General features: G+C 63.2%; 12 protein-coding genes. 5 read left to right on the forward strand and 7 right to left on the reverse strand.

Translation table 11 applies throughout. From position 1 onward, the window contains the following. Window positions 1–75 precede the first annotated feature (75 nt). From tilS to KP001_RS07595, 6 genes are all read right to left on the reverse strand, one after another. Window positions 76–1,452 (reverse strand): tRNA lysidine(34) synthetase TilS, encoded by a 1,377-nt coding sequence (gene tilS / locus KP001_RS07570; protein ID WP_217288924.1) that lies wholly within the window; start codon window positions 1,450–1,452, stop codon window positions 76–78. A 368-nt stretch (window positions 1,453–1,820) separates the two neighbouring features. Beyond that, window positions 1,821–2,333 carry a hypothetical protein gene (locus tag KP001_RS07575; protein ID WP_217288925.1) on the reverse strand — a complete coding sequence of 171 codons (513 nt, stop codon included), beginning with the start codon at window positions 2,331–2,333 and terminating at the stop codon, window positions 1,821–1,823. A 225-nt stretch (window positions 2,334–2,558) separates the two neighbouring features. After that, window positions 2,559–3,410 carry an oligopeptide ABC transporter permease gene (gene opp4C, locus KP001_RS07580; protein ID WP_217288926.1) on the reverse strand — a complete coding sequence of 284 codons (852 nt, stop codon included), beginning with the start codon at window positions 3,408–3,410 and terminating at the stop codon, window positions 2,559–2,561. A gap of 18 nt (window positions 3,411–3,428) precedes the next feature. Then, window positions 3,429–4,409 (reverse strand): ABC transporter permease, encoded by a 981-nt coding sequence (locus KP001_RS07585; protein ID WP_217288927.1) that lies wholly within the window; start codon window positions 4,407–4,409, stop codon window positions 3,429–3,431. A gap of 240 nt (window positions 4,410–4,649) precedes the next feature. Then, window positions 4,650–6,236, reverse strand: coding sequence for a peptide-binding protein (locus tag KP001_RS07590; protein ID WP_217288928.1), 1,587 nt, complete (start codon window positions 6,234–6,236; stop codon window positions 4,650–4,652). Beyond that, window positions 6,233–7,954: a tetratricopeptide repeat protein gene (locus KP001_RS07595; protein ID WP_217288929.1), complete on the reverse strand. Its 1,722-nt coding sequence runs from the start codon at window positions 7,952–7,954 to the stop codon at window positions 6,233–6,235. Before KP001_RS07595 ends, KP001_RS07590 begins: the two co-directional genes overlap by 4 nt. A 213-nt stretch (window positions 7,955–8,167) precedes the next feature. On the opposite strand from KP001_RS07595, the gene KP001_RS07600 reads away from it, so the two are divergent. The 5 genes from KP001_RS07600 (at window position 8,168) to KP001_RS07620 (ending at window position 14,098) form a co-directional block, all read left to right on the forward strand. Next, complete coding sequence (locus KP001_RS07600) at window positions 8,168–9,730, forward strand: bifunctional aminoglycoside phosphotransferase/ATP-binding protein (protein ID WP_217288930.1); 1,563 nt, start codon at window positions 8,168–8,170, stop codon at window positions 9,728–9,730. Next, the gene (locus tag KP001_RS07605) at window positions 9,727–9,975 is read left to right on the forward strand and encodes a hypothetical protein (RefSeq protein WP_217288931.1); all 249 of its coding nucleotides are present in this window, start codon (window positions 9,727–9,729) and stop codon (window positions 9,973–9,975) included. The genes KP001_RS07600 and KP001_RS07605 overlap by 4 nt, the downstream gene beginning before the upstream one ends. Next, a complete protein-coding gene (locus KP001_RS07610) occupies window positions 9,975–13,211 on the forward strand; it encodes a SpoIIE family protein phosphatase (protein WP_217288932.1) in 3,237 nt (1,078 codons plus the stop codon). The genes KP001_RS07605 and KP001_RS07610 overlap by 1 nt, the downstream gene beginning before the upstream one ends. Window positions 13,212–13,302: 91 nt before the next feature. Beyond that, window positions 13,303–13,644 (forward strand): STAS domain-containing protein, encoded by a 342-nt coding sequence (locus KP001_RS07615; RefSeq protein ID WP_129125724.1) that lies wholly within the window; start codon window positions 13,303–13,305, stop codon window positions 13,642–13,644. Between the two features lie 31 nt (window positions 13,645–13,675). Beyond that, entirely contained in the window at window positions 13,676–14,098 is a 423-nt protein-coding gene (locus KP001_RS07620) for an ATP-binding protein (RefSeq protein WP_216509697.1), read from the forward strand. 4 nt (window positions 14,099–14,102) lie between these two features. Here the strand turns inward: KP001_RS07620 and lgt are convergent, their stop codons facing one another. Beyond that, window positions 14,103–14,876, reverse strand: coding sequence for a prolipoprotein diacylglyceryl transferase (gene lgt / locus KP001_RS07625; RefSeq protein WP_217288933.1), 774 nt, complete (start codon window positions 14,874–14,876; stop codon window positions 14,103–14,105). Between the last annotated feature and the right edge of the window lie 116 nt (window positions 14,877–14,992).

Raw genomic sequence — 14,992 nt, forward strand, 5'->3', positions numbered from 1 at the left:
CCTTATGAGAACGAAGAAAAAAGCGTTCAAATGAGTAAAAAGGATTACCATAAAGGGTGCTGGTTGACAAGAGCTTTAAGGTGTGATTTCAAGAATTTCCACCCGTAAAACCGCGCCAGTCGCGGGAGTTACCCGTCCCCTCTCCCCGAGCCTCACACCCGCCACCCAGACGATCTCACCTGCGCTGAAAACGAGCGGCACGCGGCTGCGCTCATGAAGTGGCAGTTTTTCGTTGATGAAAAGTTCCTTCACCTTCTGCGACCCGGTCATACCAAGGGGCGTGAAGCGGTCGCCGGGAGTGAAGGGGCGCACCAGCCAGGGGAATGGCGCCCCCTCGGCCGAGAGGTAGGCGAGCTTTTGGGACCCGGTTGCCGGATCTTGCGGAGGCGGCACCAGCCGCACCGTGAGCGTCATGCCGTTGGGCAGAAGATGGCTCCCCTCGCCCGTCACCACATGTTCCCAGCGTTGCGCGACAGGCGGCGCGGCACAGGTGAAGCTGAGCCGGTCATAGCAGCGCTCCACGCGCAACGCCCCCGGGAGTTTGAGGCTCGCGTTGGGGCGGCTGGAACGGGCGAGGCGGTCGATCGCATCCAGGTGCGTGAGTGCGATGCGCATCAGGTCCCCGCGTAGTTCGTGAAGGCCGTGGCGGTACAGGCGCAGGCGCAGCCCGCGGTGCTCTTTGAGCAGCGCCTCGATCCCGAAAATGACCTTGTCGTTGTCGACGCGGGCGAGCCGGTCGAAGGCGCTGCCGGTCAGATGTGCCAGGAGTTCCTCATCCGCCGCGAGGATCTCGGCCGTGGCGGCGAGCCGCTCGCTGATCCTGGGATTGTACTTTCTGAGGGTGGGAATCAGTTCGTGGCGGATGCTGTTGCGCAGGATGGCGGTGTCTGCGTTGGTCGAGTCCGTCCGCCAGCTTAAACCGCGGCTCTTCAAGTAGTGCTCGAGCTCGGCGCGGCTTATCTGCAACAGCGGCCGCTTGATGAGGTTGTCGCCGCTGGCCGCCATCGCGCTCAGCCCCGTGCCGCCGGCGCCGCGCAGCAACCGGATCAGCACCGTCTCAGCCTGGTCGTCCAAGTGGTGCGCCACCGCGATGCTGGTGGCGCCGCGGCGTCTGGCCACCTCGTGGAAGAAAGCGTAGCGGGCCTGCCGTCCCGCGTCCTCCAGGGAAAACCCTTCCGCGATGGCGAAGGAAGCGACATCGACGCGGATGGCGACAAAGGGGAGATGGTAGCGGGTGGCGAGGTCAGAGACGAATTTCTCGTCGCCGTCCGATTCGGCGCCGCGCAGGCAGTGGTTCAGGTGGGCGACCACCAGGTCCAGGCGTTCGTCGTCGAGCCGGGTCAGGATGTCGAGGAGAGCGACCGAATCCGCCCCTCCCGAGACGGCGACCACCACGGTCTCGCCCGGCGAGAAGAGATGTTGCGAGCGGACATGCGTGACGAGGTCATTCAAACGGGAAGGCTCCATGTAGCGATAGCAGGTGCGGTTTTTAGCAGGTGCGGTTATCCAGCAGGTGCGGTTATCCAGCAGGTGCGGTTATCCAGCAGGTGCGGTTATCCAGCAGGTGCGGTTATCCAGCAGGTGCGGTTTCTAGCAGGTACGGTTTCTAGCAGATGCAGCGACGCAGGCGAGTTCCGCGGAGATGCGGTGCAGCGTCAGGGCAATGATCATTCGCCCCTGTGGCGGCAGGAAATGTAGGGGCGAATAAACATTCGCCCAGCCCCGCCGGCACCACAGTCACCGCCGCTACCGGCCAACCCGACGGCCCGGAGGGAAAGACACGTCGAACGTCGAGCGTCGAACGGAACCGTTGCGCCGCTCTAGTCCTTCAGCGTGCACTCCCTCTCCCAGGCGTGGTACCCGTCCCCCACGATATCCCAGAACGACTCGATGCGCCCCGCGTAGAAATCGAGTTCCGCGCACTCCGCCTCGATGGCCTGCAGGAACTTGAGCGAGATGAGCTGGTGGCCGAACAGGAAGCGGTAGAACTCACGGATCCCCGCCAGGTACCCCTCGATCTCGGACGCCAGCGGCTCCATCGTGTTGACGATGTACCAGTTGCCGGCGAACTGGCGCACGATCCCCGCGCGCTCATCGAAGATGCTGCGTCCCTTGATGGAAACCACGAAATCGCGGGTGAAATAGTCCGCCGCGCCGGCCAAGGCCGTCGCCTGCTCCGGCGTCATCCCTGTCTGCTGCAGCTCTTCGTAAAAACGGTGCAGCAGATCGCTGCACAGCTTATCCACCCGCACCTCGTCCTCGAGGGTCGTCGGCACGAAATCCCTTTTATCAACCTTCAGTACGTCGAATGCCTCTTCACAAAGTTCAGCCATGAAATCCTCTTGTCTAAAAAAGATGTTCAACGTTCAGCGTTCTGCGTTTAAGGAGGCCCTCATTGCCACGCCTGCGGCCTCACCGTAATGGTGGCGCCTGCAGAGCGTGCCCCCCTGCCGCTCTCACCTGCCAGGCCACCCGATGAGTCAGCCGTCGGGGCGCCCTCACCACGGCCAGCTCGCGATCCGGAACGTTGAACTCGAAGCCTGAGCGGTTTCTGCCTCTTACTGCCTTCTCGGGTCGAGCGCGTCGCGGATCCCCTCCCCCACCAGGTTGTAGGAAAGCACGGTGACCAGGATGGCCACCCCCGGGAACAGCGAGAGCCACCAGGCGAACTCGATGTAGTCCTTGCCCGAGGTCAGGATGTTGCCCCAGCTTGGCGTCGGCGGCTGCACGCCGATTCCCAAGAATGAGAGCGCGGACTCGGTGAGGATGGCACCGGCCACCCCGAGCGTCGCCGAAACCAGCACCGGAGACAGCGCGTTGGGAAGGATGTGCCGGAAGATGATGCGCAGATCCGAAGCTCCCAGCACCCGCGCCGCCAGGATGAAGTCACGGCTCTTCAGCGAAAGCACCTCCGCGCGCACCAGGCGCGCCACCCCCATCCAGCCGGTGAGGCCGATGATCACCATGATGTACCAGATGGAAGGCTCCAGCATGGCGATCACGGCGAGGATCAGGAAGAAGGTCGGGAAGCAGAGCATGATGTCGACCAGCCGCATCAGGACCGAATCGATCCACCCGCCGTAAAAACCGGCGAAAAGACCGATAACCGTGCCGATGACCACCGCGATGCCGACCGCGACGAAGCCTACCTTGAGCGATACCCTCGCGCCGTACACGACACGGGTGAACACGTCGCGCCCCAACTCGTCCGTCCCGAACCAGTGGCTGGCGGAAGGGGGCAAAAGCACGTGCCAGGCGTCGATGGTGTCCGGCCGGTACGGCGTCACCACTCCAGCCGCCAGGGACAGCAGGAACAGGACCACGATCACGACCAGCCCCCCCGTAGCGAAACGGTTGGCCGTGAAGCGCTGCCAGAACTCGCGGAGCGGGCTGCTTACCTGGTCACGCATGGCACCCCCGAACACTCATCATCCCCTCCCATGCCGGATGCGCGGATCGGCGACGGCGTAGCAGAGGTCGGCCAGCAGGTTGCCGACCAGGGTCAGGCAGGCGCCGATGACGAGGATGCCCATCACCAGCGGGTAGTCGCGCGCCATGACGCCCTGGTAGAAAAGCTGCCCCATGCCGGGGATGGAGAAGATGGTCTCGAAAATGACGCTGCCGCCGATCAGGGCCGGAAGCGAGAAGCCGAGCAGAGTGATCACCGGAAGGAGCGCGTTTTTCAGGGCGTGCCGGTAGATGATGACCCGCTCCCGCACCCCCTTGGCCCGCGCCGTCGTGATGTAGTCCTGCGACAGGACCTCGATCATCGTGGAGCGCATGTAGCGGGAGAGCCCCGCCAGGCTCCCGAACGTGGCGATGGAGATCGGGAGCACCAGGTGTCTTGCGAGGTCGAGGGTGCGCCACCACCAGGACCAGTGGTCGCTCCCCAGCGAGTGGATGCCGGAGATGGGAAGCCAGGAGAGCTTCACCCCGAAGAGGTACATGCACAAAAGGGCCAGCCAGAAGGTGGGCACGGCGAACCCGACGAAGACGAAGACCGAGATGGCGCGGTCCAGCAGGGTGTCACGGTGCACGGCGGCCATGATGCCGATGGGGAGCGCGAGGCCGAACTCCAGGATCAGGGCGACCACGTTGAGCGAGATGGTGATCGGGATCCTCTCCTTGATCTTGTCCAGCACCGGCCGGTTGTCCGGCGCGAAGGAGCGGCCGAAATCGAGCCGCGAGAGGTTGGAGAGCCACATCCCGTACTGCACGTGCAGCGGCTTGTCCAGGCCGTAGAACTCCCGCAGCCGGGCCCGCGACGCGGCCGAAGCCTTGGGACTCATCGCCGTCTGCATCTCCACGGGTTCCCCCGGAGCGAGATGGATCACCGTGAAGGTAATCAGCGTGATCCCCAAGAGCAGCGGGATCAGCATGAGTATCCGTTTGATCAGGTAATTGGCCATAGATCCCTAAAGTAGTAGCTGCAGTAGTCTAGTAGCTGCAGTAGTCGCCGTGCTTTCAATGCCCGTTTAACAACTGCCCCCGGAAGATCCCCTCTCCCTGAGGGAGAGGGTGCCCGAAGGGCGGGTGAGGGATGTCTATTCAACGCCCCCCTCACCCTGACCCTCTCCCTGAGGGAGAGGGGATGTGGAACATATGCTGCGGAGGACTATCGGCAACCAATCTTTCGTTGCCCGGTTTCCCTACTCCACATACCACTTGATGAAGTTGTGCATGATCCCCGCGGGAGCAGGCTCTATCCCCTTGATCCTCGAAGTGACCACCGGCAGCGCGTCGGGCACGTAAAGGAACGTGTACGGCTGGTCCTTGGCGAGGATCTCCTGGATCCTGTAGTAGCAGTCGCGCCGCTTCGCCATATCGAAGGTGCCGCGCCCCTCGACGATGAGCCGGTCCAGCTCGGGGTTCAGATAGTGGATGAAGTTCAACTCCTTGGGGCCGGTCTTCGAGGAGTGCCAGACGTCGTAGAGGTCGGGGTCCTGGGAGATGGTCCATCCCATGAGCACGGCGTCGAACTTCCCCTTGTCGATGAAGTTGGTCAAAAAGGAAGCCCACTCCATCACCCGGATCTTCACGTCGATGCCGACCTGCCTCAGGCGCATCTGGATGATCTGCGCGCATTTGAGGCGCTGGTCGTTCCCCTGGTTGGTCATGATGGTGAAGCTGAGCGGCTTGCCCCCCCTCGCCATGATGCCATCCCCCCCCATGCGGTACCCCGCCTCCTCCAGGAGGGCCTTGGCACGTGCCGGATCGTAGCCGGGGTCGTTCTCCACCTTGGCCTTGTAGGCCCAGGTGCCGGGCTTGTAGGGGCCGTGGGCGATCTGCCCCATGCCGAGCAGCACCCCCTGGATGATCTCTTCCTTGTTGATGGCGCAGGTGATGGCCCGGCGCACCCTGACGTCCTGGAACATGGGCAGCCGCAGGTTGTAGCCGAGGTAGGTGTAGGCCGAGGCCGGGTAGCGGTACTTGTTGAAGCGCTCCAGGAACTGCCTGCTCGTGGTCTGGCGCTGGTACTGCACCGGGGAGAGCCCCATCATGTCCACTCCCCCCGCCTTGAGCTCCATGTACATGGTCGAGTTGTCGGGGATGATGCGGTAGACGTAGCGGGAGAGGTGCGGCGCCCCTTCCCAGTAATTGGGATTGGCCTCCAGCGCGAGTCGCTGCCCGGGGACCCATTCCTTGAAGATGTACGGGCCAGTGCCGACCGGGTTTCGCGAAAGCGGGCTCTTGGTGATGTCCTTACCTTCGAGGAGGTGCGCGGGAAGGATCGGCATCCCCCAGGAGGCGAGCGCGGGTGCGAAGGGTTTCGCGTAGCTGACCCGGAAGGTGTACGGGTCGGGTGCCTGGGCGCTCTGCACCTGCTTGAAATCCTCGGCGTATGCGGTCGGGGTCTTGGGATCGACGGTGACGCGGTAGGTGTAGAGCACGTCGCGCGAGGTGAAGTCATGGCCGTCGTGCCACTTCACCCCGCGGCGCAGATGGAAGGTGATCTGGAGCCCGTCCCCGGAAACGTCCCACGACTCGGCCAGGTCCCCTTCAAGCTTCAGGTTCTTGTCGTAGCGCACCAGCCCGTTGTAGACCAGCCCCGCGATGTCACTGGAAGCGCTGTCGGAGGCGAGGATGGGTATCAGGGTGGAAGGCTCGCCGATACTGCCGGTGACGAACTGCGCACCCTTCCCCCCCTGCGCCTGCACCTTATTCCAGGGCGCATCCTGGCCGCAGGCGGCGCACATCAGGAGGAGCAGGAGGCAAAGGATTCGGGCCAGGATCATTTCTCACCGGCTTCCTGTCGGCAGCGCTTGATCTTCTCGGCGAGCTCGGCGCTCTGCTCGGGCTCCATCTTCTGCAGCTTCTTGTAGAGCGGCAGCGCCTTCTTGAAGGCCCGGGTGGCGCAGTAGACGTCGGCGAGGTGTCCAACGACGGTGGCATCCCCTTCCGAAAGCTCGGCTGCCCGCTCCAGCTGCGCGATCGCGTCGTTGTAGCGCTTGAGCTTGAAGTAGGTCCACCCAAGGCTGTCCAGGATGAAGCCGTCATCCGGCCTGAGGCTCACTGCCTTCTTCAGGTAGGTGAGCGCCTCCTCCAGGTTCTCCCCCATCTCCGCGTAGGTGTAGCCAAGGTAGTTGAGCGCCTGCGGGTCTTCGGGGGTCACCTCCAGCACCTTCTTCATCATGCTGACGGAAAGCTCCTTCTGCCCCATCTTGTCGTAGAGAATCCCCAGCCGGAACAGCACGCGCGGATCGGACTGCATCTTTATGTCCATGGACTTGAGCGTGTCGATGCCCCGCTGGTACTGCTCCATCGATTCGTAGAAGCCTGCCAGGTGCAGGTAGGGCTCGATACGGGAGGGCTGCTCCCCGATCTCCCGCAGCAGCAGCGCGATTCCCTTCTCAGGCTGCCCCTTCTCCTTGTACAGGTAGGCCATGTGCCCGAGGGAATCCAGGTAGTACGGGGAATCGCGGGAGATCTGCCTGAACTCGTTGATCGCCTGGTCCACGTCCTCCTTCTCCTCGTAGGCGGAGGCGAGGTAGAAGCGGACCTGCTGCGCGTCGGGCTCGGCCTTGAGGATGTCCTGGAAGGTCTTGATCGCCTCGTCGTAACGCTCGAGTTCGAGCAGCAGCAGCCCGATCTTGCGCGAGGTCTCCAGCGACTTCCCCCCCTTTTGCTGCAGGAGGGCGAGGGCCTCCTCGAGGCGCTTCTGCTGGATGTAGAGCTGCGCCAGGTGCTGAACGACGTTGGCGTTGTTGGGGTTGATCTCGAGGAGATCCTTGTAGCTGTCGATGGCGTCGGGTATCAGCCCCTGGGTCTCCTGGGAGATCCCCATCTCGATCAGGGCCTGTTCGAAATCGGGCTTCAGCTCGACCGCCTTCTTGTAGTAGGCGAGCGCCTCCTTGGGGAGTTTCATCTGCTCGTAGGTCTTGGCGAGGTAGTAGTACCCCAGGGCAGAGTCGGGGGAGGCCTTCACCAGCGCCTTCAGCGTGTCCACGGCCTGCTCGTACTCGAAGTTCTTCAGGTAGTAGATGGCGATGTGCAGGTAGACCTCTTCCTTGGTCGGGTCGAGCTCGATCACCCTCTTGTAGTGCTGGACCGCTTCCTTCTCCCGCTGCAGGCTCATCAGTATGTTGCCGCACAGCAGCTCGGACTGAAGCGAAGCGGGATCGATGGCGATGGCGGCCTGGCACTCGGTGAGCGCGTCCTCGGGGCGGTTTTGCTGCAGGTAGATCTGTGCGGCCGCGTTATGCAGGAAAGCGGAGCCGGGATCGGCGGCCATCGCCTCGCGCAGCAGAAGCAGCGCACCCTCCTGGTCCCCTTCGGCCGCGCGCATCCGCGCCTCGGCGAACAGCGACAGGTTCTTGCCCGCCCCCGGGGGAGGGGTCGGCGCGATGATGGCGCCGAGGTCGGCGAGCGGCGGTGTCTCCGAAGCGTGTTCGGTGGTGGCGCAGGCGTTGATCAGCAGGGGCAGGAAAAGGAGCGCTAGACACTTCTTGGTCATGGGTTACCTGTGGATTGGGTAGATTTCGGGCAAAATCTAAAAAACGCGGCACCCCGGTGGGATACAGTATCCGGGGTGGCGCGGTTAACTACATGAAAGCTAGCATAAATAGGTAGCAGCGTCAAACAACATTTAGATGCATTTTAGAGTGTTGCGCCTCAAATGCGGTATGATACTATTCTCAAGTGAAATCATCGGCTTATCGGTAAAACGATGGATCAAAAGCTTATAAAATCGTTACTTGAAGCAGCGGCCTACCCCGAGCCCACGGCAGAGGTGCGCCTGATCGAAACCCACGTCTCCTATATCTTCATCACCGACCACTTCGTATACAAGGTGAAAAAGGCCGTCGACTTCGGCTTTCTCGATTTCACCACCCTGGACCGGCGCCGCTTTTACTGCGGCGAGGAGGTGCGCCTGAACCGCCGCCTGTGCCCGGAGGTTTACCTGGGAGTCGTGGAGCTGCGCGAAACGCCGCATGGAGCCGGTTTCACAGGCGGCGGCAAGGTCATCGACTACGCCGTCAAGATGCGGCGCCTCCCCGAGGAGCGTATGCTGGACCGGCTCCTCCACGAGGGGGGGGGCGGCGCCTCCGACATGGTCCGCATCGCCAAGGCCGTGGCGGCCTTTCACGCCGGGGCGGCCCGCGGTCCGCAGATCGACGCCTGCGCGGCACCCGGCAGGATCGCCGGGAACTGGGAGCAGAACTTCCGCCAGAGCGCCCCGTTCATCGGCAGCACGCTGCAGGAGGGTGAACTGGCGGAAATCCGCCAATGGGTCGCCGCCTTCCTGGCCGCCAACGACTCCCTGTTTCGCGAACGCATCGCCGGCGGCTTCATCAGGGAGTGCGACGGCGACCTCCATTCCGGCAATATCTGCCTCACCGACCCGGTCTGCATCTTCGACTGCATCGAGTTCAACGACGAGTTCCGCTACATCGACACCGCCGCCGACCTCGCCTTCCTCCTCATGGACCTGGAGTACGCCGGGCGCGCCCCCCTGGCCCGGGAACTGCTGGCGGCCTACTGCGAGGCGAGCGGCGACCGGGGCATGGCGCCGCTGCTTCACTTCTACCAGGCGCAGCGCGCCTTCGTGCGCGGCAAGGTGACCAGCCTGCGTCTCGCCCAGCCGGGGCAGAGCGCGCAAGAGAGCGCGGCCCTTCACGCCGCCGCGAGGCGCTATTTCCGCCTGGCCCGCGGCTACACCCTCAGGGGGAGGCTCACCCCGACCCTCATCCTCACCTGCGGGCTGAGCGGCAGCGGCAAAAGCAGTCTGGCAGGCGAGCTGAGCCGCGAGCTGGGGCTCGACCTCACACGCTCCGACCTGGTTCGCAAGGAGCTGGCAGGGATACCGTCTGCCGGCCGCGCCGAAAACGGGGGGTACCGGGAAGGGATCTACAACGACCGGATGGACCGCGCCACCTACGGCGCGCTCCTCGACGCGGCGGAGCGTACGCTTTCCGGCGGCAGGGGGGTCGTGGTGGACGCGACGTTCAAGCGGCGCGCCGACCGGGAACTGTTCCGGGGGTTGGCAGCGCGGCTGGGGGTTCCCTTCATGGTCGTCGAGACGCGCTGTCCGGAAGCGGTCGTCCGCGAGCGTCTGGAGCGGCGCAGGCACGATCCCGCCGAGGTGTCCGACGCGCGGTGGGAACAGTACCAGCTTCAACGCGGGGAATTCGAGTTCCCCGAGCCGGGGGAATCCCTGCTCCTCGACAGCACGCTCCCGGTTTGGGACGAGGCGGACCGCGTATACGCAGCTATGGGGTTACTGACATGATCACCAAATTGAAACAACTGGTGCTGCACCGGCTCAAACTGAAGGATACCTGGGTGATCTGCTTCGTCCTCGGCATGGTGATGATGAACTACCCCTTCATAAGCATCTTCAACAAGCCGACCCTCCCCTTTGGGATCCCGCTGCTCTACCTCTACCTGCTGACCGGCTGGGTGTTCTCCATCTTCATCGTCTACCTGTTCAGCCGGGCGGCCCGCAAGGACAGCGACACCAGGGGGCATATGTAATGCTGGATGTCAACTGGGTGTGGGGCACGGCCCTGCTCTACATAGCCTTCCTGTTCCTGGTCGCCTACTACGCCGACCAGCGCCAGAAGGCCGGCCGCAGCGTCACCGCCAACGCCTGGGTCTATGCCCTTTCCATCGCCGTCTACGCCACCTCCTGGACCTTCTACGGCTCGGTCGGCAAGGCGGCGACCACCGGCATAGACTTCCTCCCGGTCTACCTTGGCCCCACCCTCACCGCCTTCTCCTGGTGGTTCCTGCTCAAGAAGATGGTGAGGATCTCCAAGGAAAACAACATCACCTCCATCGCCGACTTCATCAGCTCCCGCTACGGGTCGTCCCAGTGGCTCGGCGCGATCATCACCGTGATCACCCTCATGGGGGTGATGCCCTACATCGCCCTGCAGTTGAAGGCCGTTTCCACCTCGTTCACCATCATCACCGGGTACCACGATTTCCACGTCGGCTTCATGGACCGCGTCTACATCCCCTCCCCCCACCCGGGGCTCTTCACCGCGATCTTTCTGGCCGTGTTCAGCGTCCTCTTCGGCGCGCGGCACCTGATTTCCACCGAGCGCCACGACGGCCTCGTCGCCGCCATCGCACTCGAGTCGCTGGTGAAGCTCATGGCCATGCTCACCGTCGGCGTCTGCATCACCTACATCGCCTTCAACGGCATGGGGGACATCTTCCAGCGGCTGCATCAGAAGGACCCGCAGCTTTTGGCGCGGCTCACCACCCTGGGCGAGCGCGGCGACAACTCCTACGCCTCCATGTTCAGCATCCTCACCCTCTCCATGGGGGCCGTGATGCTCCTGCCGCGCCAGTTCCAGATCATGGTGCTGGAAAACGCGCACGAGTCGCACCTGAACACCGCGTCCTGGCGCTTCCCCGCCTACATGTTCCTGATGAACCTTTTCGTGATGCCGATTGCCCTGGCCGGCATCCTCATGAACGGCAACAGCACCCAGGCCGACTACTTCGTGCTCACCCTTCCCATGCAGCTTGGTTACCCCTGGATCGCGCTGGTCGCTTTCCTGGGTGGGTTCTCCGCCTCGGCGGGGATGGTGATGGTGGAGTCCATCGCCGTCTCCACCATGCTCCTGAACCACGTGCTGCTCCCCGTGGTGATCAGGCTCAAGCCGCGCACCTGGTTCCCCCAGCTGCTCATCAACCTGAAACGCTTCGGGATCGTGCTGGTCATCCTCCTCGGATACCTGTACCAGAGCGTCGTCGGTGAAAGTTACATGCTGGCCAACATGGGGCTCATCTCCTTCTCCGCCGCGATACAGTTCGCCCCGGCGCTGGTGGGCGGGCTCTACTGGCCGCGCGGCAACAAGGCCGGCGCCATCGTGGGGCTCCTCGCCGGGTTCGCGGTCTGGTTCTACACGCTGTTGCTCCCTTCGCTTTTGCGGGCCGGCGGCGAGCCGAGCGACTTCCTGCTCGACGGCCCCTTCGGCATCGCGCTTTTGCGCCCCCAGGAACTCTTCGGGCTGACCGGGCTGGACCCGTACACCCACACGCTGTTCTGGAGCATGTTCATGAACATCGCCGCCTACCTTTCCCTCTCCATTCTGCTGGGCCAGGGAGAGAAGGAGCGCGAGCAGGTGAACCGCTTCGTCAGCGTCTTCACCCCGGAGAGCGCCACCCCCCACTGGGAGACCAAGCGCCTTTCCAAACCGGTCACCATCGTGCAGTTCGTCAACCTCATGACCAAGTTCATCGGCGAGCAGCAGGCCAACGCCGCCATCACCGACTACCTGGGGGACCGCGAGATCGACAGCAAGGGGGGGGTGTCCGAGTTCGAGCTTCCCAACCTGAAGCGCTTCGTGGAAAAGACCCTCGCGGGTTCGCTCGGCGGGGCGGCGGCAGGCGCCGTGGTCGAGAGTTTCCTCTCCGACATCGGTTCGCGCATGGAACCGGTCTTCGACATTTTCTCAACGGTGCGCACCTCGCGGGACCAGAGCCGGGAGGCCCTCTTCGTCCGGCTGCGCGCCTCCATGATCATGAACCGCTCCCTGGAGCTGGACATCATCATGGGGGACCTTCTCGAGCTGCTGCTGCGCGAGTTCAAGCTCGACCTCGCCGTGATCCGGCTCTTGAACGATGAATCGGTGCTGCAGGTGCGCTGTTTCCGCGGCATCGGCGGCGAGCGGCTCACCGCCGAGGACCGCCTGCTTGAGATCGACACCCACGTAGGGGAAGCCTTCCTCGGGTGCCGCACCGAGTTCTTCAACGACACCACCTTCATCACCAAGCCGATCGCCAAGGAGATCTTCCGCAGGGAGGGGATCAAGTCCTTCGCCCACATCCCCATCGTCAGCGAGGGGGCGAACCCCGTGGGGATACTCTCGGTCTTCTCCCGCTCCATCGTGGGTCTTTTCACCGAGCAGTTCGTGGAGCTCTTGGAGAGTCTCGCCGGACAGCTGGCCCAAGCGGTGCGGATCGTCGAGGAGCGCGAGGCGAAGGAGAAGGAGCGGCGCCAGAAGGAGGCGGCGCTCCTGGAAAACGCGCGGGTCACCCGCGACCTGGAGCTCGCCAAGCAGATCCAGCTCTCGCTCCTCCCCGAGAAGCCCCCGACGCTGCCGGGGGTCAGCATCGCCTGCCGCTGCGTCCCCGCGGCCCACGTCGGTGGCGACTACTACGACTTCTTCGAGCGCGAGCGACAGGTGGTCGACCTAGTCATGGCCGACGTCTCGGGGCACAGCGTGGGTGCTGCCCTCATCATGGTGGAGACCCGCAGCGTGCTGAGGGCCCAGATCAAGGAGCCCCGCTCGGCCCGCGACCTTCTGACCCTCTTGAACGAACTCCTCTACGATGACCTGACCGGCGCCGAGCTTTTCATCACCATGTTCTGCGCGAGGTACGACAGCGCGACCCGGATGCTCAGGTACGCCAACGCCGGCCACACCCGCCCCCTTTTGTTCCGGGCCGGGAGCTGGACCGAACTCGACGCCGAGGGGCTCATCCTCGGGGTGGAACGAAAGGTCGTGTTCGAGGAGCAAAGGATCTCGCTGCAGGCGGGCGACCTCCTCTTCATCTACACCGACGGGATCATCGAGGCGGAGAACCAGGCGGGCGAACTGTTCGGCATCCCGAGGCTTTGCGAGCTGCTCTCCCCCCTTTCGGACCGGGACCCCGAGGAGTTGATCGAGAAGGTGCTCTCGGAGGTCTCCTCCTACGCCTGGCCGCAACCTTTACAGGACGACATATCGATGGTCGTCATGAAAGTTGACTGAACCGCGCCGGGCACCACTTGCTAAATGTCGGCACTTATTGCACAATGAACGTGGCTGTATACCGTACGGACCTCAATACAAGGAGATGGTTATGAACCTGGCGAGCGAGACGAGGAACGACGTTGTAATCATATACGTCAAGGAGGAAAGGCTGGACGCGCACAATTCGACCGAGCTTAAGAGCGCGGTACAGAAGCTTTTCGAGGACGGCAAGAAGAACGTTCTGGTGGACCTGAAGGATGTTCGTTTTATCGACAGTTCCGGGCTGGGCGCGCTGGTTTCGGGGTTCAAGAACGCGATCTCGCACCAGGGGAACTTGAAACTTTCCTCGCTGCAGTCCCAGGTCAAGTCGATGTTCGAGCTGACCCGCCTGCACCGGGTGTTCGAGATCTTTCCTTCCACGGTGGAGGCGGTGGAGAACTTTCAGTCCTAGCGGGTCGGGAGGCGGCAAAGCGAGGCGTCAGATGGAAAACACGATCGAGGTCGACATAAAGGTTCCCAACAAGACCAGGTACCTGAGTCTTATCGGGAAGATCGGTGAGGACATCGCCCGGGAGCTGGAGCGTTACAGCGGCGACAAGGAGGTCCTCGCCTACCATCTGAACCTGGTCCTCACCGAGGCGATGGTGAACGCCATCAAGCACGCCGGTCCCAAGGAGCCGGAGAAGCTGGTGCGCATCGTCATCACCCTGCACCGGGACGACCTCACCATCAGGGTCTACGACGACGGGCAGGGGTTCGACATCAACGCCATCCCGGCCCCCAACTTCGAGGAGTTGGAGGACCGGGGGCGGGGAATCTTCCTGATCCGGACCCTGATGGACTCGGTCGCCTACCGTAAGAACTGCAAGGAAAACATGCTGGAGATGAAAAAGAAGCTCTCCTGAAGATCTATCCCCGCCTGTAGCGGTGGACCACCATCGCCGCGCCCAGCAGGAACATCGGCAAACTCAGCATCTGCCCCATCGAGAATCCCCCGAGCACGAATCCGATCTGCTCATCGGGCTGCCTGACGAATTCCACCAGGAACCGGAACAGGCCGTACAGCGCGATGAAGGACCAGACCACCACGCCGTCGCGCGGCACCTTTTTCGAGACCAGGTACAGGATCAGGAACATGAGAGGCCCCTCGAGAAACGCCTCGTAGAGCTGCGACGGATGGCGTGGCAGCGGCCCGCCGGTGGGGAAGACGATCCCCCAGGGGAGGTCGGTGACGCGCCCGTAGAGTTCGCCGTTGATGAAGTTGCCGATCCGTCCGAACCCAAGCCCCACCGGAGCGGCGAGGAAGCCGACGTCGGCCAGGGGGTAGAAGCTCAGCCTGAACTTCCTGATGAAGTAGAAGCTCGCCACCAGCGCGCCGATCAGCCCGCCGTGGAAGGACATCCCCCCCTCCCAGACCGCGAACAGCTTGAGCGGGTGGGCGAGGTAGAAGGCGAAGTTGTAGAACAGGATGTACCCCAGCCGTCCCCCAAGGATCACCCCCACCGCCACGGTGAAGATCAGGTCGGCGACCTGGTCCCGGTTCAGGGGGATCCCCTTTCGCTTCACCCCGGAGAGGATGATGAAGTAGGCGGCGACGAAGCCGCAGATGTACATGAGACCGTACCAGCGGAATTCCAGCGGTCCCAGGCGCAGGAAGACCGGGTCGATGTTCGGGAAGATCATGCTGCATTCTCCAAGGTGATAGTTATTGTGCCCGACTCGGGGCCCACGGCAGAAGGGACTGGCTCCGTCAGGTGCCTGTCCCTCTAGCGGAACGCTCCTTTCAGCTCAGCCACCTG

This window comes from Geomonas subterranea (genome assembly GCF_019063845.1).
Classification (GTDB): domain Bacteria; phylum Desulfobacterota; class Desulfuromonadia; order Geobacterales; family Geobacteraceae; genus Geomonas; species Geomonas subterranea.

Excerpts from the sequence above, each read along its gene's own strand:
- KP001_RS07575 (WP_217288925.1), bottom strand. The coding sequence starts at position 2,333 with ATGGCTGAACTTTGTGAAGAGGCATTCGACGTACTGAAGGTTGATAAA.
- opp4C (WP_217288926.1), bottom strand. The coding sequence starts at position 3,410 with ATGCGTGACCAGGTAAGCAGCCCGCTCCGCGAGTTCTGGCAGCGCTTC.
- KP001_RS07585 (WP_217288927.1), bottom strand. The coding sequence starts at position 4,409 with ATGGCCAATTACCTGATCAAACGGATACTCATGCTGATCCCGCTGCTC.
- KP001_RS07590 (WP_217288928.1), bottom strand. The coding sequence starts at position 6,236 with ATGATCCTGGCCCGAATCCTTTGCCTCCTGCTCCTCCTGATGTGCGCC.
- KP001_RS07595 (WP_217288929.1), bottom strand. The coding sequence starts at position 7,954 with ATGACCAAGAAGTGTCTAGCGCTCCTTTTCCTGCCCCTGCTGATCAAC.
- KP001_RS07600 (WP_217288930.1), top strand. The coding sequence starts at position 8,168 with ATGGATCAAAAGCTTATAAAATCGTTACTTGAAGCAGCGGCCTACCCC.
- KP001_RS07605 (WP_217288931.1), top strand. The coding sequence starts at position 9,727 with ATGATCACCAAATTGAAACAACTGGTGCTGCACCGGCTCAAACTGAAG.
- KP001_RS07610 (WP_217288932.1), top strand. The coding sequence starts at position 9,975 with ATGCTGGATGTCAACTGGGTGTGGGGCACGGCCCTGCTCTACATAGCC.
- KP001_RS07615 (WP_129125724.1), top strand. The coding sequence starts at position 13,303 with ATGAACCTGGCGAGCGAGACGAGGAACGACGTTGTAATCATATACGTC.
- KP001_RS07620 (WP_216509697.1), top strand. The coding sequence starts at position 13,676 with ATGGAAAACACGATCGAGGTCGACATAAAGGTTCCCAACAAGACCAGG.
- lgt (WP_217288933.1), bottom strand. The coding sequence starts at position 14,876 with ATGATCTTCCCGAACATCGACCCGGTCTTCCTGCGCCTGGGACCGCTG.